Genomic DNA, 18233 nt, shown 5'->3' with positions numbered 1-18233 from the left:
CAATCTAAGGGGATGGGATGAGGGAACAGCTGAAGCGTGCCACGATCAGCGATGTTGCCGAGCACGCCGGAGTCTCCCGGGCCGCGGTCTCCAAAGTCCTTCGCAACGCCTACGGGGTAAGTCCTGCAATGCGTACCAAAGTCGAGGAGTCAATGGCGCTCCTCAACTACAGGCCCCTGGCAGCTGCACGTGGCATGCGCGGCAACAGCTATACGCTGGGCGTATTTCTCGTTGACCTCTCCAATACTTTCTTCTCGGTCCTGGTGGAGGGTGTCCGTGATGTGGCTGAAGAGCTGGGATACCAAGTCCTCATCGGTCAAGCGCGTCATGGGCTTGATGCCCAGCAAAAGCTCATTGAAGCCATGGTGGACCGCCGGATGGACGGGCTGCTGCTGATCGCCCCCTTCGGCCCCAACGAAGAACTGGAGAAACTGGGACGGACCATTCCTGTGGTGGTTTTGGGCCGGCACGGGCCCGCCACGCATTTCGATACTGTGGCAAGCGACGACATCGCAGGCAGCGCGCTGATTGTGGACCATCTGGTCGCACTGGGGCATCAGCGGATTTCGATGCTCGCGAACACCCAGCCCTCCAGCGAGCCCGGCATGCCCCAGACTGTCCGCCGCAAGGGATACGACATCGCGATGAAGAAGCACGGCCTTGACGAGTGGATTGACCACGTGCCCGGCAGGTGGGGATATGAGAGCGGCCTGGCAACTGGGCGTTCCATCGCTCAAAGGCCGCACGCCGAACGTCCGACGGCTCTGCACGGAGGTGCAGACGTCGCTGCTCTCGGAGCCTTCACCGGCTTGTTCGACGCCGGAATCAGAATTCCGGAAGACATCTCGCTGGTCGGATACGACAACGTACCTGCAGCCTCGCTTCCACCCATCGGCCTGACAACAGTTGATCAGTCGGGCGTTCAAATGGGCCGCCAGGCAGCCGAACTTCTTCTCTCGAGAATTGAAGGGCGCCAGGATTCAGAGCACATTCTTGTACCGCCCCGGCTGATAGTCCGTAAAACTACTTGTCCGCCGGCATTTGCGGACACGGCAAGGGCCGACCCGTAGCAGCGGTCCGTCCCGTCGGTGGGTTGGGCCAACGCGCCAGGATGCGCAACCGTGGAAAATCGCACCCACACCAGCGGGCCGCCGTCGTGCATTTCACGACGGCGGCCCGCGGGGTTTGGTGACACGCTCCCCTACTGCCCCGGCGCCCGGTAGGACGGAGTCTTCTTTGCTGCCTCGTCGAGGTCCTCCACGCTCAGGAGCGGCTTCAGCCGGACGTTGACGCTTCCCGTGGAATTGATCAGCAGCGACAGTGCTGCGGCGCTGGCATCGTCCGGAATGTCGAAAACACCGAGGACGTCGTAGTAGCCGAACGCGAAGTAGAAGCTCTCCAGCGTTCCGCCCACGGACTTCACGGCCTCGGTCACCGCGTCACGCCGCGCGGTGCCGCCCTCCTTCATGAGCCCCTTGATGCCCTGGCCCACGTACGTTGCTTCAAACAGATACTTCGGCATGGTGGTTCCCTTTCCTGCGATCTCATTTCATGGGGCGGTCATCACGAGGGGTAATGAGCGTCGGTATTCCGCTGCAGAATCGGAGCGAAAGGCCCCGATACCGCAGAAAGTATTCCTCCGGCCACGGGCAGTCAATACGCTGGGATACCTAATGGCCGGAGCCGTTCCGGGCAACCCGGTTAGGGGTTTTCGGAGCCCCGATTGGCGGGGCGCCGAAGGCCGTTCGGCCCTTGCGGTTTCCGGCCGGGCCGCCAAGGCTGGTACAGGACTTCCACCACCGGCGACGGGAAGGCACTGTCATGTCCTACATCGAGGGTTTGAGCAACGTCGGCCAGGGCGACCTTGCCGAGGCCGGCGGCAAGGCGGTGGGCCTGGGCGGCCTCATCCAGGCCGGGCTCCCGGTCCCGCCCGGGTTCGTCGTCACCACCGACGCCTACGCGGAATTCGTCGCCGCGAACAACTTGGGCGAAGCCATCCACGAGCTGGCAGACCTCCCGCCCGAGGCAACGCCGGAGGACTACGAGCACGCCTCCGCCCTGATCCTGACCCTCTTCAGCAAAGGCGCCATGCCGCCGGGCATCCACAAGGAACTCGCCGCCGCCTACGAACTCCTCGGCACCCGGGACACCCCCGTCGCCGTCCGTTCCTCCGCCACCGCCGAGGACCTCGAGTCCGCCAGCTTCGCCGGGCAGCAGGAAACCTACCTGAACGTCCGCGGCCTCGACGCCCTCGCCAACGCCGTCAAGGACTGCTGGGCCTCGCTCTGGACCGCCCGGGCCATGGCCTACCGCGCCCGGCAAGGCGTGCCGGCGGGCCAGGTGCGGCTCGCCGTCGTAGTCCAGCAGATGGTGGACGCCGACGCCGCCGGCGTGATGTTCACCGCCAACCCCGCCAACGGGCACCGGGACCAGACCGTGGTCAGCGCCGCCTGGGGCCTGGGCGAATCCGTGGTCAGCGGGACGGTCACCACCGACGACCTGACAGTGGACACCGCAACGGGCACGGTCCTCTCCCGGCAGACGGCGGACAAGGAGGTCATGACCGTCCTCACGGAAAGCGGGACGCGCGAGGAGAAGGTGGCGGAAGCCCGCCGTCGTGCCCCCGTCCTGGACGATGCCGCGGCCGCCGAGCTGGCCCGGCACGGCCAGCGGATCGCGGAGCACTTTGGCGCGCCGCAGGACATCGAATGGGCGCGGGCCGACAGACAGTTCTTCCTGCTCCAGTCGCGGCCCATCACGGCGCTGCCCGAGCCGGCCGCCGACGTCCCGGCGGAATGGCCCGTCCCCTACCCCAAGGGCATGTATTTCCGGGCGAGCATCGTTGAGCAGATGCCGGACCCGCTCTCCCCGCTCTTCGCCGACCTCATCGACGGCTCGGTGACCCGCTCTATCTCATCGCTGATGAACGACGCCTTCGGCTCCAACATCGTCCGCGACGGCGATGTCCGCTTCCCCACCGTCAATGGCTACGCCTATTACTACTACCGCACCTGGCCGATGCTGCGGATGACGGGCAGGACGGTGCCGGCGCTCGGCGCGCTGTTCCGGGGCAAGGCGCACATGGGCATCAAGGGCTGGCGCGAGCACTCCCACCCGCTCTACGAACGCGTGATCAGGGACTGGTCTACGCCGCCGCCGGCGGAGCTTTCGGGCGGGAGCCTCCTGGCCGGCGCGCAGGCCCTCCTGGACGCGGGCACCGTGTACTACACCGCCGTGCAGTCCATCATCCCGCTCGCGGACATGAGCGAACTCTCCTTCCGCGCGTTCTACGACAAAGCCGTGAGGCGCGACGGCGACCCCGCGGCCCAGGACTTCCTGCTGGGCTTCGACAGCGAACCCATCCGGGCCGAGAAATCCCTCTACGACCTGGGCGGGTGGGCGCGCAGCGATCCGGCGCTGGTGTCCGCTTTGCTGGAACGTACGACGGCGGAACTCGCCGGGTGCCTGCGCACCGGGTCGGCGCCGGCAGGCGTGGACGGGGTCCTGTGGCAGGAATGGCGCATCGCCGTCCAGGAGCACCTGGCCCTCTACGGGCATGCGGTCTACAACCTGGACTTCGCCACCCCGGTGCCCGCCGACGACCCCTCCGCCCAGCTGGAGACTGTGAAGTTCTACCTGCGCGGGCAGGGCACGGACCCGCATGAGCGGCAGCGGCTGATGACCGAGCGGCGGGAGTCGCTCACCCGGGACGCGGCCGGCCGGCTGAAGCCCCGGCGGCGGGCCCTGTTCCTGCGTCTGCTCAGGTGGGCGCAGGAGACGGCGCCGGTCCGCGAGGACGCGCTGGCCGACGTCGGACTAGCTTGGCCGCTGCTGCGGCGGATGCTGCTGGAACTCGGCCGGCGGCTGGTGGCCTCGGGCGTCATCGCCGCCCCCGACGACGTGTTCTGGCTGCGTTTCCAGGAACTGCGCAGCGCGGTGGACTTCGGCCTTGCCGAGGTCGATGCGGGGGTTTCACTCGCCGGGGCGCCGCGTCCGGTCCGCGCGGACGCCGTAGAGGAGCGGCGGATGCTGTGGCGGGGGCAGGCGAAGGCCACCGCCCCGCAGATGCTGCCGCAGAAGCCGTGGATGGACAAGGCGTTCGGCCGGTGGATGCCGGCCGGTCCCGAACACCAGGCCGGGGACGTCATCAAGGGCGCCGGCGCGAGCTCCGGCCGGGTCACCGCGCCCGCCCGCGTGCTGCGGGGCCCTGAGGATTTCGGCCTGATGCAGCCCGGCGAGGTGCTGGTTGCCCGGATGACCACCCCGGCGTGGACGCCGCTGTTCGCGATGGCGTCCGCTGTGGTCACCGACGTCGGCGGCCCGCTGAGCCACAGCTCCATCGTGGCCCGCGAGTACGGCATCCCGGCGGTGCTGGGCACCGGGGTGGCCACGCAGCGGCTGGCCGGCGGCCGGAAGGTCACGGTGGACGGCGACGCCGGGACGGTCACCCTTGTTTGATGTTCAGCGAGTTCGCCCCATGATGTTGGAGTGAACAAAAACCGGCTCGAAGCCTTCAGCGACGGCGTGCTCGCCATCATCATCACCATCATGGTGCTCGAACTGCACACGCCCGAGGAACCGACGTGGGCGGGCGTGGCCGCCATCGTGCCCACCATCTTCACCTACTTGTTGAGCTTCGTGTACGTGGGGATCTACTGGAACAACCACCACCACATGATCCACCTGGCCAGCAGGGTGAACGGCACCATCCTCTGGGCCAACCTGCACCTGCTGTTCTGGCTCTCGCTGTTCCCGTTCACCACGCGGTGGATGGACGAGTCCGGCTTCCTGCAGGTGCCCGTGCTGCTGTACGGGATCAACCTGCTGTGCGCGGCGATCGCCTACTTCATCCTGGAACGGCGGCTGATCGCGGCCCAGGGCAGGGACGGTTCCCTCGCCCAGGCTGTCGGCAAGGACTGGAAGGGCAAGGCTTCCCCGCTGATCTACCTCGCCGGGATCGCCCTCACCCTGCTCCAGCCACTGCTGGGAGTCGCGGTCTTCACCATCGTGGCGCTGATCTGGCTGGTTCCGGACCGGCGGGTGGAACATTTCGTCGTTAAGGCCCAGGGCGGCGCCGGCCAGGTGTGAAACGGGGCGCCAGCTACTCCGCCATGCCGGGGTGCACGGGAACAAAGTCCAATTTGTTGCCGGAGTTGGTCCGGCTTGCCGGGGCCCGATTGAATCCCCGCGCGTCGAGTCCGTTCTTCGCGCGGAACTCGGCGAGCGCGGCGTCGTAGGCGTTGTTGAGGGTACGGCCCGAGAACTCGCCGGTGCTGCCATCGTTGAAGGCAATCCGTATGCGGACGCTGGCCGGGTAGTGCCGGGTCATCCTGATGAAGCCGCCGGCGTCCTGCTGGAGAGTAATCACGGGGTCCTGCTTTCGTGGGTTGGAGCAGTCTCAAGTTTGCCGCAGATCCCTTGCAACTCCTTCCCGGCCGACCCCATACTGGGCCATGGCTTGGGGGATGACGCGGCGCGGGACGTGGCTGCGGTATGGCTTGGTCTCGGCCCTGCTGGTCGGGATCCACGTGGGCAGCACGTGGTTCTTTTCTGAGGGCGTTTATCAGGGCGGCTCGAACGTCCCGCTCATCAAATTCCCGCAGGACGTCGACGTCTTCTTCGTCCTGACCTTCACGCCCAGCCTGATCGGACTCAAGTACCTGGTTTACGACTCCGCAGTGCGGGCCGTCACCAAGAACTATAGGCCGACGGCGCTGATGGTCGTCTTCGCCGCCGGCTACGCGGTGGCCCTGGCAATGGACGTGGCAGGACTCATCGCGTCATCGAAGCCCATAGCCGATTCAGGATTCGCCATCCTGGGCGCAATCTTCCAAACACCGCTTGTCCTCCTGGCAGCCGGCGGGCTGATCGCGGCGGCCGCCCTGCCGAAGGACAAACCACCACAGATGCAGCCGGGCACCCCGGCCTAACCGCCGCCACTGCGCGGCCTCCGGAAGATCGGAGGATACTGAAAGGGCCTCCCCAGCCAGCAACGAACTGCGTCCCCAGGACGGCCGACACGGCACAACGAGGTCCTGACCGTCGCCATCACGGGCACGCTCTCGGTAACCATGGGGGCGGCGGCTTGCGGCCATCGGGCTGATCATGGTCGGCGCTGCGGTGGGCGCCGGTTTCGTGAAGCTGCATCTTGGGTTCGGGGTGCTGCGACGGCGGTGCTCACCCTTGCGGTCGCCCTGCTGGGCTGGAGTACTACGAAGAGGCACTCTCCCCGCACACCGTGGACACCGCGGCCGCCGCAGCCGGCCCGGAGCCCGCCGTCGTAAGACCTGATCCCCACGCCGAACCGTAGGCCCCTTCCGCACGAATGGGCGCTCAGCCCTCGCAGGCCACCCCGTCGCCGTCGCCATCCAGCCCGGTGCGGTATCCCGCGGTCCCGGAATACAAGGGCGCCGCTCCGGCCGCCACCACCTCCGCGCAGTTGGCGTAGTAGATTACCGTGGCGCTGGAAGCCGCCGCGACGGTCGTCGGCGCCGGCTGGCCGGGGCAGCCGGCGAGGATGCCCGCGATCGCGTCGTGCTCGGCCTGCGTCACCCACAGGCCGTACCGTGCCTTGACCGAAACCTGCCGTGCGACGTACTCGCACCGGAAGCCCTTGGCCGGGGGCAGCCAGGTAGCGGCGTCGCCGTCGCCCTTCTGCTGGTTGGTGGGCCCGTCGGTGGCCTGCAGGTTCAGCGGGTCGTTGGCGAAGGCGGTCCGCTGTTCGGTGGTCAGCTGCTGGGCGCCCTTTTGCCAGGCGTCGCTGAGGGCCACCACGTGGTCGATCTGCACCGCGCTGCTGGTGGTGGTGCCGCGGATGAAGTCGATGACGAGGCCGGTGTACGGGTCGTTGAGCACGCCGGTCTTGACCGTGCAGGGGACGCTGTTGACGTATGTGATGTCCGTCAGGTCCCGGTTGAGGATGTCGTTGCGGGTGTCACAGCCATTCTGGTCCACGTCCGCCCAGGCGGGGCCGAACAGCGACCGCTCATACCCGGTCTTGGGCGCGCGGCCCTTGACCGGGAGGGTTTCGAGGAGGTCCGCCGCCGTCGTGGTGGCGGTCTCTTCCGCAACCGCCGGCAGGTTTCCGGCGAAGAGCGCCAACAGCGCAGCGAGGACGACGGCGGCCGTCCGGCGGGTGCCGGACGCAGGCATGGTGCCAGGCAAGGACGTGGACATGCAGTTCCCCCAGGTTTGTGTGCACGAAGAATTTGGTGCGTCAGCCCCCCATGGCCACTGACGCCAGGGAAGATCCTAGCGGGGGCACTTCCTACGAATATCCGGTTTTACCGCAACTGCGGCAATACTGCCGAATTCCTGCGCGGATCCTGCGGTCCATCGGGTCGGGCACGGAGATATGAAACATTGCTGCACCCTTTAGAGATTACGCCGTTGCCGGCCGTGAATTTCCACGACAAGCGTTCAGTGCCCAGGTTAGGCAAACGGCAAATCGCTAGCTGCCCGACGCGGCACGCAAAGGCTTTCGTTCATCATCAGTTTGCAAGCTACGGCGCCATTGGAAAACATCAATGAACAAATTTCGAGGAAAACTCCTAAATGTCTTCGGTCGCGGATATGCTACCGCTGTATCAGGATTCACTTAGTGAAGAAGGCGGTCTCCTCGTCATGTTTGCCCACGAGTTCGAAGCACTGCAGTAATGGTGAGTCGCCTCGACTCTCCTTTGTTGCATAGCCTCCACGCGCTCGGGACGTCGCACTGATTCCTGCTGCATACCTTTACTGTTTACTCGTTTTATAGAGGGGGACATTATGTCAGGTCAGCATCAAAATGTGCCGTTCACCGGGTCGTCGGCAACGCAATATCCCCAGGGGCAGAATCCCTATGCTCCTGTTCAGCAGCCCAAACAAGGAAATGGGCTCGGCGTTGCCGCCCTCGTTGTGGGCATCGTGGCTGCAGTTCTGAGCATCATCCCGGTTGTAGGAATGGCAGCTTTCTTCCTTGGACCCGTCGCAATCGTCCTCGGTGTGATCGCTTTCTTCCTCAAGAACCGAAAGAAAGGCATGGCGATTGCCGGAACTGTTCTTGGCATTATCAGCCTCGTCATTGCCGGCGTTATGACGGCAGCAATCAGCGCTGGTGTAAAGGCAGTGGATGACAAGCTCAACGCCGAGCACACGGTTGAATACGTTGTTACAACAACAGGCGCGGCAGACATCACCTATTGGACCCCCGGAGGAACGTCCTCCGAGAAGATCACCGCGGATTGGAAGAAGTCAGTCACGTCGAAGGAATTCAACGTCGCCAGCCTTAGTGTGATGGGTTCTTTCAGCGATCCGAACGCTTCCGTCAGCTGCGACATCATCATCGACGGCAAGAGCGCAGGCAAGAATACGGGCGCAGGGGCGGGCGCCCACGCTACTTGCTCCGGCAACACCTGGAGCAAATAACGTAAGCCCAGTCCTGATCTTAGGGGCGAGGAACGATAGGGTTCCCCCTCCTGCGCGTGGCCGACGGCGGCACCCAGCCGGGGTGCCGCCGTCGTCGTCAAAGCTTCTGCATCAGTGCGCTCAGACGCGCTCGGGGAAGGACTCCACCTTCGCGGGGTCCCGTTCCACCAGCTCGCCCAGAATCTCGTCCGCGCGGCTGAGGAGCGCCGGGTCGAGGCGGACGCCGGCGGCGGTGACGTTGTCGCGCAGCTGCTCGGGGCGTGAGGCCCCGACGATCGCCGACGCCACGTTCTGGTTCTGCAGCACCCAGGCCACGGCGAACGCGGCCATGGACAGGCCGGCTTCCTCCGCCAGCGGCCTGAGCTCCTGCACGCGCTCCAGCACCGGCTGCTGCATGTACCGGTGCTCCGTCTTGGCTTCACCCTCGCCCGTGGTGAAGCGGGACGCCGCGGGGCCACCGCCTCCCGGCAGGTACTTGCCCGTGAGGACCCCCTGCGCGATGGGCGACCACACGATCTGGGACAGCCCCAGCTCCTGGCTCAGCGGCACGATCTCCGGTTCGATCACCCGCCACAGCATGTTGTACTGCGGCTGGTTGGACACCAGGTGGATCCCTAGTTCCCTGGCCAGCTCCACGCCCCTGCGGATCTCGTCGACCGTCCACTCCGAGACCCCGATGTAGTGCGCCTTGCCGGCCCTGACGATGTCGGCGAAGGCCTGCATGGTTTCCTCCAGCGGCGTCTCGTAGTCGTACCGGTGGGCCTGGTACAGGTCGACGTAGTCCGTGCGCAGCCGGCGGAGCGAGCCATTGATGGACTCCATGATGTGCTTGCGGGACAGGCCGCGGTCGTTCTTGCCCTCGCCGGTGGGGAAGTAGACCTTGGTGAAGATTTCCAGGCTCTCGCGCCGGACCCCGTCGAGGGCCTCGCCCAAAGCCATCTCCGCCTTCGTGCCGGCATACGCATCCGCCGTATCAAAGGTGGTGATGCCCAGGTCCAGGGCGGTGCGGACGCACTCGGTGGCAGCGGCCTGGTCGATCTGTTCGCCGTGCGTGGTCCAGTTGCCGTACGCGATGGCACTGACGTACATGCCGGAGTTGCCAAGCTTGCGGTATTCCATGATGTCCTCTCGGGGATTACTGACTGGAAGAAATGGCCCGGCGCAGGCGCCGGGGCGGTGCGGTGGTGCCCCGGACCACCAGCCGGGGCTCGATCAGGCCGGACGACGCCGGCGCTCCCGCCAGCGCTCCGAGGATGGCTTCGGCTGCGAGCCGGCCCTGCTCGGCCACGCCGTGGTCCATGGTGGTGAGACCGACTGCGCCGGCCAGTTCGTGGTTGTCGTAGCCGACGACGGAAACGTCGCCCGGGACGTCCAGCCCGGCCCCGCGGAGCGTGGCCATCGCACCGAAGGCGAGCTCGTCCGAGGCGGCGACCACCGCCGTCGGAGGGTCAGCGGCGGTGAGGAACGCGGCCATTGCCGCCGCGCCGGCGTCGACCGTGTTTTCGACGGCGGCCTCCAGCGCCGGTTCGTCCTGCAGTCCCGCCTCCGCGAGCGCCTCCCGGTAGCCGGTCAGGCGCTCGGCCGGGGGCACTCCCCCCAGCGGCGACCCTTCGGTCTCCCGGATGCCCAGGAACGCTATCCGTTCATGGCCGAGATTGAGCAGGTGCCTGGTGGCGGCGCGGCCACCTACGCGATCCTCCACCCGCACTGACGACGCCCCGCCCTGTTCAGAACCGACCAGCGCCACGGCCTGGCCTTGCGCCTGCAACGCCGCCAATTCGTCAGGTGACAATTGGAGGGCCACCACCAGGGCAGCGTCGGCGCGGCCGTGCAGCCGCGGGCCAGCGAAGAACTTCTCCCGCAGCTCCGGAGTGGACAGCTCCACCAGGAGCACGTCGTAGCCTTCCCGGCTGAGTACGCGCCCGGCTGCCGCGATGATCTCGGCGAAGAACCACTTGCTCAGCAGCGGCACGACGACGGCGACCGTCCGGGTGCGTCCGGTCGCCAGCCTGGAGGCGCTGGGCGAGATGGCATAGCCCAACTCAGCGGCAGCTTCCTGCACGCGCTTGCGGGTGGCCGCCGAAATTCCGGGAATGTCCCGCAATGCACGGGAAACGGTGGATACGGAGACTTTTGCGCGCTCTGCTACCTGCTCGACTGTTGAGGACACAGTACGAGACTAGCCCTCTTCACCCAGACTTTGCAAGCGCTTGCAAAAGAAAGCTGGGCGGAACATGGAAAGGCTGGGACGGATATCCGTCCCAGCCCAAGGGTCCACTTTCCCGAATCACATACCCGGCATCAGCCCAAGCTGGCCCATCATCGACGCGACGTCCGGATGGGCGCGGAAGGACGCGATCTTTCCGTCCCTCACCGATGCAAAGTACGTCCCTGTTCCGACGACTGACTTTCCCGTGGCAGGAATTTCACGGTCCCCCATGCGCAGGGGTCCGGTGTTCGTGCCCGTGAATTCCACTTCCGCTGCAACCTCGTCATCGCTGACCACCCGCCTGGTGCTTGTCACATGCATGTCCGGGAACGCAGTGAACCAGGAATCCATGTACGCCTGCACCTGCTCCCGGGTCCTGAAGGCTTCGGGGGCCATCACATCCGAAAAGGTGAAATCATCAGCCAGCAGGCCCGCGAAACCTGCCGTGTCATGCTTGTCCCAGGCCGCCATCCCGCGGTCGTCGAGTTGTTCTACTTCTGCGCGTGACATCACGCACCTCCTCATTGGAAAACTTGCTGTTGTCCTGGCGTGGCGCTGCCGAGCGCGGCAGCACCCTCGTCCGGTCCGGGCAGCGGCTCGAAGATGACCTTGCTGCCGGCCGCAGCCAAATGCGTTGGGAACTTTGGACGGACATGTCCCAAGACAAAGGCGCCTCCTCACCCGGCGCCCTCGCCTGGCAGAAGTGGCCCGGTCCCGGCGCCTAATTCCTGGTAACGGGACGGACAGCCCCGTTAATTGCAGACGCTATTCCTGCTCCCGGAGGGCGTCAATATGCTTGGATACCTAATGTGCCCCCAATATTTGGGCTCCCGAGCATATTTTGTTTGGGAGGCACAAACTCCGGGTATTCCTCTGGAAAGCTGTGTTGCCTGGCGGGGAGGGAACTGGTGCCTGAAGAGCACGACGATGGTTTGGTCACACAATCGCTGCTGCTGGATGAGCTTGGCCAATCGGTGATCGGGATGGATTCCCAGTGGCGGATCACGTACTGGAACCGGGCCTCGGAAGCGCTTTACGGGTTTAGCGCAGCAGAGGTCCTGGGCGCCGGAATCTCTGAGCTCGGACTCGTCGGCGATAAGTCACCAGGGCACGGCGCCTCCCGTGAAATCGCCCACCGGGTGGGCACCGGAGCCCACTGGTCCGGGGAACTATGGGTCCGCCACCGGACCGGACGGGAGTTTCCTGTCCACGCCACGGTCAGCCCCGTCCGCGGACGGCACACCGTGCCGGTGTCCGTCGTCGCCATATCCAAGGACATCACGGACAGGAAACATAACGAGGCCGTCCTGCGCCGTTTTTCCGCAATGATCGAATCCTCCGGCGACGCCATCGTCAGTGCTGACATGACCGGAACCATCACCAGCTGGAACACGGGAGCGACCCGGATGTTCGGCTGGACCGCCCGCGAAGCCGTTGGCCAAAGCTACCGGCTGCTGGCCACCATTGATCACGAGGACTTCGACGGAAACGTTAAGGCGAGCATCCGCAACGGACGATTCGTCACGGGACTGGCCGTCCGCTGGGGCCGCAAGGACGGATCCGTCATCGACGTCGAACTGACGGTCTCGCCCGTGTATGGGCCGGACGGTAACCAGGTTGGTGCTTCCGCCATCGCCCGGGACGTCACCGAGATCCAGCGTCTCAGGGAAGCGGCCGCCCTGGAACGCGAAAAGCTCCTGGCCGCCCAGGAAATGGCGCACGTCGGAAGTGTCGAGCACACCGAGGCGACGGGTGAGACCTGGCATTCCGAGGAGTTTGGCAGGATCTTCGGCCTTGAACCGGGCCAGACCGCCGCCCGGGACCTGCTGCTTGAACTGACGCACCCCGAGGACCGAAAACGTGTCCAGGCGGTCTGGAAAAGCCTGGACGAGGGTGCCGGGTTCGCGGATTTCGAGTACCGGATCATCAGGGCCGATGGCGAGCAACGGTGGCTGCACTCACGGATCAGGAACGTGGAAGCCGACGATCGCAAACCCGGACGCTTCCTGGACACCGTATTGGACATCACCGAGCGCAAACAGGCCGAACAGATCCTGGAGTGGCAGGCCCGCCATGACCCGCTGACCGGGTTGCCAAACCGGTACGTGATCACCGAGGTCCTTCAGGAACTGCTGGACCGGGACTCCCGCGCCGTAGTGATGTTCGTTGACGTCGACCGGTTCAAGCTGATCAACGACGGGATCGGCCATGCGGCTGGAGACAACATTCTGATGCTCCTGGGCGAACGGCTGAAGAGCTTCGTCAAAAGCGGCGACACTGTGGGCCGGTTCGGCGGTGACGAGTTTGTGATCGTCTGCGGGAACCTGATGCTGCGCGGCGCGAGGACCCTGGCGGAGCGGATCAGGCAATCGACCAGGCGGCCGTTTGAAGTGGACGGACGGAAGATCTACCTCAATGTCAGCGTCGGCATCGCGTTGGCTGGACCTGACGATACGGCGGAGTCGATGCTGCAGGGGGCGGACGCCGCCATGTACCGGGCCAAATCAGCGGGCGGGGACTCGTCGGCCGTTTACGACGTGCTGATGTCCGGGAAGGCCGCCGGGCGGCTTGACTTGGAGTCCGACCTGCGGCTCGCCCTGGACCGGCGCGAACTCTCGCTGAACTACCAGCCCATCGTGGACATCAACGGCGGGAGCACCATTGGTTTCGAGGCGCTGCTGCGCTGGCACCATAGCGAGCACGGGCTGATTGGCCCCGACACCTTCATTCCCATCGCCGAAGAAACGGGCCTGATCATTCCCATTGGCACCTGGGTGCTCCGTGAAGCCTTGCGGCAGGTCCAGCAATGGCGCGCACATCTGGAGGGAGCCGACGGCCTTTCCGCGGCAGTGAACATTTCCGGCCGGCAGTTCCTCGCACCGGACTTCACGGACATCGTCGAGGCCGAGATCCAGGCAGCCGGCATCGACCCCGGCGCGGTCCACTTGGAGATCACCGAAACGGTTCTGATGGACCAGCCGGACCTGCCCAAGGAAACACTGCAACGGCTTCACAGCGTGGGCGTCGGGTTGTCCATCGATGACTTCGGCACCGGATACTCCTCCCTCAGCTACCTGCGGTGGCTGTCCGCCCGGACCCTGAAAATCGACCGTACCTTTGTCGAGGAACTGGGACGGGGGCCGCACGGGGCCACCATCATTGAACTCGTCCTGGGCATGGCTGAAAGCCTCAGCCTGGAGGTGGTGGCCGAAGGCGTCGAGACGGCGGAGCAGCTCGCCGAACTCCGCCGGCTCGGCATCCGCTATGCGCAGGGGTTCTACTGGAGCCCTCCCTTGCCGCCGGAAGACGTCCCTGCCTGGCTCGAATCACCATCTGCTGGTTCCACCGAACGGTCGCGCCCGAACAGTACTTTCGCCGGCTGACCGGTCCAGCGAAACGCACGACGTCGGCACTCTGCCGGGTGCCGACGTCGTCCTTCTCGAGACTTCAGGTCAGGATGCCGGCCTGACGACGATGGCCGAGCCGCACTGGTTGATCAGCGTGCCAAGGGTTGAGCTTGCGGTCGCCGTCTTCGTGCCTGTGGCGGACGTATCCGTCAGTGCGAGCGAGTTGACCTCGATGGCCGCGTTCGACTTGGACGCGATGTTCGAAGTGGCGTGAGCGACGTCAGTGGTCCCCGCCGGCGGCGTGAAGGTTGTGGCGGCCGAGTTGGTGCTGTTCCTGACGCCGTGGGCGGTTAGCAGCAGGGCTCCGGCTGTCACCGGCGTGATGGACGGCGCCCGGACGCCAGGGTAGGCAACCCCGCTGTTGGTGTCGGTGGCCGGTGTGACGTCCAGCGGCGTCGTGGTGTTGGCGCCCTGCACGGCAACCGTCGCCCAGGCATAGCGGGACGCGGGTTCAGGCACGCTCGGCGCGGTATCCCCGGGCTGCATCACCCGGTACCAGACGGACTGGTGCGCGGACGTGGAACTGGCGCTCGTGAAGTCAGCCACCGCACGCGTCCAGCCCGCCGGGGTGGTCACGTTCGCCGAACCGGCCACGGTCACCTGCGAGAACAGGAATACCGTGTCCCCGGGCTGCCACCCGGCCGGCAGGGTTGGTGCGTACGAACCCGAAGCGGTGAGCTCGCCGGCGCCGCTGTCCGAGGACCGGACAGAAACCGCGGTGGCTGTAGGCGTGGGCGTGGGGGTCGGCGTCGGAGTTGGGGTGGGGGTCGGCGTCGGAGTTGGGGTGGGGGTCGGCGTAGGGGTCGGAGTTGGGGTGGGTGTCGGCGTAGGCGTAGGGGTCGGCGGTGCCGGCCGGGTCAGAGTGAAATTGTCCGTGTAGGTCCCGCCTGAGGCGCGAACGAAGCTGCCCGTGAGCGCCGTATCGGTCACCGAAATCTTCAAAAAGCCATAGGTGAGGTTGTTGTTACTACCCATGAAGGTCTGGAAGTACGGCGCCGTCGTCGTATTGCTCTCGCTGTTGATCGACCTGCCGCCCGAACCCACGGTGGCCAGGATGGTGCCGGTGCCGGCCGCGAACTGGCCCGTGGGGTTCGTGTCGGCAACGCAGTCGGGGTTGAAGCTGCTGACCGGAATGGCCGTGCAGCTTCCCTTAAGTGCCAGCGGGTAGCTGCGCGCGTACGCGTGGTCGTGCGCCTGCAGGTAGAGGTCCACCTTCTTGGCCACCAGCAAATTCATCAGATCGGAGCTGGCGGCGCAGGGGTAGTTGACCATCGACAGGCAGTACATGTGCATGCCGACGACGACGAACGGAATCCCGGCGGCCCGTGCGGCATCGATCGTTGACGACACGTAGTTGTAGCCCTGCGTGCCGGCCTTGTAGGACCAGTCCTTGGTGGTGCCATCGAAGGTCAGCTTCGGCGATACCATAATCACCCGTACCAGCGGGCTGCCAGCCGGGTAGTCGGTGTAGAACTGCTGGCCGTAGTCGCCCGACGAGCCGAGCTGGTCCGGCAGGCAGGCGGCGAAATTGGACCACACGCCGTCGGGCCCGTTGTCCTCGTGGTTCCCGGACACGACCTCATAGGGCATCGTCCCGGCGTGCTGGGTGACGAACGAGCACCAAGACGACTCTGGTTCGATCTGGGAGTAGGACATGTCGCCGAGGTTGAAGAGGGCTCCGGTCCCGGCATTCCTGGCAGCATCGATCACTTTGCCGGTCACGGTATTGCCGCCCATGTCGCCGACGAACCCCAGGCTCACCGTGGCTGCGGCGTCGGCCTTGTTCTCCCGTGAGGTGGTGAGGAAGGACACGTTGGCCACGACCAGGGCCAGGCCCAGCAGCCCGGCCAGCAGCCAACGCAGCGGGTGGCCCAGCGCAGCGCGCGGTGCATGGCGGGAAGGCTGGCGCGCGTTCATCGACAGCTCCATTCGGTGGCGCGGCGCAGCCCGTTGGCTGCCGCGGAATAGCCGACGACGGTCGTCGCGGCGCCTGCCCCCGCGACCGACGTCGCCGCCCCGGACACACCGGCGAACGTGCCGTCAGAGCCCGGCGGGAGGATCCGGGCGCTCTTGCCGATCCACATCACCGCCTGGGGCCGCGACGCGCGGACCGAGGGCGTGCTGCCAACGCCGACAGCGACCCCCGCTACGCCTGCCGATGCGCTGGAGGCGGGCCCGGCGGCCGCCGCGCCCAGATCGCTGATGAGGCCTGAGGCTCCCCAGGCCACGGCGTGGGTTCCCTCCTGCACGGCGCTCTGGCCGAGCGCCTGCCCGGTGGAGTCGATCGCGAGTACCACGCCGCCCTTCCCGGCCAGGGCCGGGAGGACCTTCGGTGTCCCGTCAGGTGCCCACAGAACAGGGCTGCCATCATCGCCGAGGGCCACACCCCCGACGGTGCCGTCCTGGCCAATCGCGAAGGCATGGCCGCCGCGTGCACCAGCGGGCAGTGGAAGCTCACGCGGCGCCGCGGTCACGCTGGACCAGACCGCAGGATGCTCGTCCTCGTCGGCACCCGGCCCATCCGCGTGATCTTCGTTGGCGACCAAAACGCCGGCAACGATGCCGCTATCGGATATTGCCGATGGCATCGCAACGTTTCCGGAGCCCGCAGCAAGCAGGTGGTACTGGCCGTTCTGCCACCACCAGCCCACCAGCATCTCCTGGCTGGAGTCATACCCGGTGCCGACGACCACTCCGTCCTTGTTCACCGACGCGGGGACCGGCGCCTCGAGCGGGATGGACAGCGCCGTCGGCTGGCCGTTCTGCCAGAGGACCGGCGCGGACCCGCCATTGGAGGTGTCTGCGATCCCAACTACCAGGCCGTTGCTGCTCGCCGCGATCGCGTTGCTGCCCCGGCCGCCCAGGCCGGGAAGCAGCTGCGCCGTGCAGTTCGTGGCGGCCGGCAAATCCGCCGGAGCCGCCGAGGCCGCGATGGGCATCATCGCCACGGCGCCCTCGGCTGCCAGCAGCAGCACAGTCAGCAATGCTTGGGGCCGTGCAGTCCCGCGGCGGCCGTCCTGCCCGCCCCTGTCAAGAAATCCGTTGCTTTGCACCGTTGCTCCCCCGGCTCTGAACCCCATGTCCCCAGCAGCACCTGCAGCACACATCCGCCGTGGTACGGCAGACCTGTGGTACGAGCCTAGAAGCGGGGTCAAGGGGAAGTCACCAGTAACGGGTACCTGATTCGGGGCATTCGTTGTACTTAGGGGGCACCACCCCTAACGCTGGGTAGGGGCACCCAACCCGGGCGCCGCCGTCGTACGTGCCTGCCGAAAAACCCCTACTTCAGCTTCGGCACCAGCACGGGTGTGTTCTTCTTGTACGCCTCATAGTCCGGCTGGCCGCCCCACTTCTTGTCGGCCTTCTTCTCCAAAGGCGGCACCCCGCTGCCCTTGGTCAGCAGCAGGGTCACGAACACCGGGGAAATAAGGGCTGCCCACTGCCAGCCCTGCAGTACCGGCAGGGCGATGATGGCCACACCCAGCCAGAGGGTGATCTCGCCGAAGTAGTTGGGGTGGCGGGACTTTGACCACAGGCCGGTGCTGATGAAGCGGCCCTTGTTGGCGGGGTCGTTCTTAAAGCGGGTCTTTTCGAGGTCCGCCACGGTCTCGATGGTGATGCCCGCAGCCCACACCAGCAGGCCCGCCCAGAAGAATCCGTCCAGCCCCACCTTCTTGTCCGACGTGATCGCCACCCAGGCGAGCGCCGCGGTGAGCACCACCCACAGGCCCTGGATGGTCCAGGTGTTCAGGAAGCGGGCAAAGTCGGTCTTCAGTTCGTCGAAGCGGTCATCCTTGCCGTGCTTCCTGATCCGCAGGAACAGGAAGCTGCCCAGCCGCGCCGCCCACAGCACCACCATGGCGGCCAGCAGCAGGCCGCGGGCGTCGACTCCAGGGGACGCGAGCACCAGAAACACGGTGATGGAGATGTAGGTCAGGGCTCCGGTGAGGTCGTAGAACTTCTCCGTCTGCGCCTTGTAGGACGGGATGAACACCAGCCATTGGATCAGGAATGCGGCGGCGACCCCCAGCGCGAACACCGGGAACCCGCCGATCCTTGACCCGCCCTGGCTGCCGGCGACGGCGATAAGCACCGCCACCACCACGGCGGCGACGATGCTGATGATCGCCTTGCGGCTGTTTCCGTTCATGCGGTCCGGTCCTTCCCCCTGCGCCCCCGTCGGGGCACGCCTACTGACAAGTTTTACTGAT

At 66.0% G+C, this 18233-nt stretch carries 15 protein-coding genes; 6 read left to right on the top strand and 9 right to left on the bottom strand.

Annotated elements, in window-relative coordinates; translation table 11 throughout:
- Positions 1-17 precede the first annotated feature (17 nt).
- Positions 18-1070 (top strand): LacI family DNA-binding transcriptional regulator, encoded by a 1053-nt coding sequence (locus tag ACYSM9_RS02850; protein ID WP_461855489.1) that lies wholly within the window; start codon positions 18-20, stop codon positions 1068-1070.
- A 131-nt stretch (positions 1071-1201) separates the two neighbouring features.
- On the opposite strand, the gene ACYSM9_RS02845 is transcribed toward ACYSM9_RS02850, so the two are convergent.
- Entirely contained in the window at positions 1202-1522 is a 321-nt protein-coding gene (locus tag ACYSM9_RS02845) for a GYD domain-containing protein (RefSeq protein ID WP_461855488.1), read from the bottom strand.
- Between the two features lie 299 nt (positions 1523-1821).
- Between ACYSM9_RS02845 and ACYSM9_RS02840 the strand changes: the two genes are divergently transcribed.
- Together ACYSM9_RS02840 and ACYSM9_RS02835 are read left to right on the top strand one after the other, a co-directional pair.
- Entirely contained in the window at positions 1822-4458 is a 2637-nt protein-coding gene (locus tag ACYSM9_RS02840; protein WP_461855487.1) for a PEP/pyruvate-binding domain-containing protein, read from the top strand.
- A gap of 30 nt (positions 4459-4488) precedes the next feature.
- Entirely contained in the window at positions 4489-5088 is a 600-nt protein-coding gene (locus tag ACYSM9_RS02835) for a TMEM175 family protein (RefSeq protein WP_461855486.1), read from the top strand.
- A 13-nt stretch (positions 5089-5101) separates the two neighbouring features.
- Here the strand turns inward: ACYSM9_RS02835 and ACYSM9_RS02830 are convergent, their stop codons facing one another.
- Entirely contained in the window at positions 5102-5368 is a 267-nt protein-coding gene (locus ACYSM9_RS02830; protein ID WP_461855485.1) for a hypothetical protein, read from the bottom strand.
- 97 nt (positions 5369-5465) lie between these two features.
- Here ACYSM9_RS02830 and ACYSM9_RS02825 point away from each other — a divergent pair, with 97 nt between their 5' ends.
- Positions 5466-5930: a hypothetical protein gene (locus ACYSM9_RS02825; RefSeq protein WP_461855484.1), complete on the top strand. Its 465-nt coding sequence runs from the start codon at positions 5466-5468 to the stop codon at positions 5928-5930.
- Between the two features lie 403 nt (positions 5931-6333).
- On the opposite strand, the gene ACYSM9_RS02820 is transcribed toward ACYSM9_RS02825, so the two are convergent.
- Complete coding sequence (locus ACYSM9_RS02820) at positions 6334-7176, bottom strand: GmrSD restriction endonuclease domain-containing protein (RefSeq protein ID WP_461855483.1); 843 nt, start codon at positions 7174-7176, stop codon at positions 6334-6336.
- A gap of 591 nt (positions 7177-7767) precedes the next feature.
- Between ACYSM9_RS02820 and ACYSM9_RS02815 the strand changes: the two genes are divergently transcribed.
- Entirely contained in the window at positions 7768-8406 is a 639-nt protein-coding gene (locus tag ACYSM9_RS02815; RefSeq protein WP_461855482.1) for a hypothetical protein, read from the top strand.
- Positions 8407-8526: 120 nt separating this feature from the next.
- On the opposite strand, the gene ACYSM9_RS02810 is transcribed toward ACYSM9_RS02815, so the two are convergent.
- The 3 genes from ACYSM9_RS02810 to ACYSM9_RS02800 all read right to left on the bottom strand — a co-directional run bounded on the left by ACYSM9_RS02810 (position 8527) and on the right by ACYSM9_RS02800 (position 11125).
- Positions 8527-9525, bottom strand: a complete 999-nt coding sequence (locus tag ACYSM9_RS02810; protein ID WP_461855481.1) for an aldo/keto reductase family protein — start codon at positions 9523-9525, stop codon at positions 8527-8529.
- 16 nt (positions 9526-9541) lie between these two features.
- Positions 9542-10576 carry a LacI family DNA-binding transcriptional regulator gene (locus ACYSM9_RS02805; protein ID WP_461855480.1) on the bottom strand — a complete coding sequence of 345 codons (1035 nt, stop codon included), beginning with the start codon at positions 10574-10576 and terminating at the stop codon, positions 9542-9544.
- A gap of 117 nt (positions 10577-10693) precedes the next feature.
- Positions 10694-11125, bottom strand: a complete 432-nt coding sequence (locus tag ACYSM9_RS02800) for an ester cyclase (RefSeq protein ID WP_461855479.1) — start codon at positions 11123-11125, stop codon at positions 10694-10696.
- Between the two features lie 398 nt (positions 11126-11523).
- Between ACYSM9_RS02800 and ACYSM9_RS02795 the strand changes: the two genes are divergently transcribed.
- Positions 11524-13998: a sensor domain-containing protein gene (locus ACYSM9_RS02795; protein ID WP_461855478.1), complete on the top strand. Its 2475-nt coding sequence runs from the start codon at positions 11524-11526 to the stop codon at positions 13996-13998.
- Positions 13999-14067: 69 nt separating this feature from the next.
- Here ACYSM9_RS02795 and ACYSM9_RS02790 read toward each other — a convergent pair whose 3' ends face one another.
- The 3 genes from ACYSM9_RS02790 to ACYSM9_RS02780 form a co-directional block, all read right to left on the bottom strand.
- The gene (locus tag ACYSM9_RS02790; protein WP_461855477.1) at positions 14068-15939 is read right to left on the bottom strand and encodes a hypothetical protein; all 1872 of its coding nucleotides are present in this window, start codon (positions 15937-15939) and stop codon (positions 14068-14070) included.
- The gene (locus tag ACYSM9_RS02785; protein WP_461855476.1) at positions 15936-17006 is read right to left on the bottom strand and encodes a hypothetical protein; all 1071 of its coding nucleotides are present in this window, start codon (positions 17004-17006) and stop codon (positions 15936-15938) included. Before ACYSM9_RS02785 ends, ACYSM9_RS02790 begins: the two co-directional genes overlap by 4 nt.
- 296 nt (positions 17007-17302) lie before the next feature.
- Positions 17303-18172: a DUF1295 domain-containing protein gene (locus tag ACYSM9_RS02780; RefSeq protein WP_461855475.1), complete on the bottom strand. Its 870-nt coding sequence runs from the start codon at positions 18170-18172 to the stop codon at positions 17303-17305.
- Positions 18173-18233 lie beyond the last annotated feature (61 nt).

It is taken from the genome of Arthrobacter sp. C152, from assembly GCF_054890965.1.
Note: the sequence above shows the minus strand (reverse complement) of the source record. Positions and strands in the feature narration are given on the sequence as shown.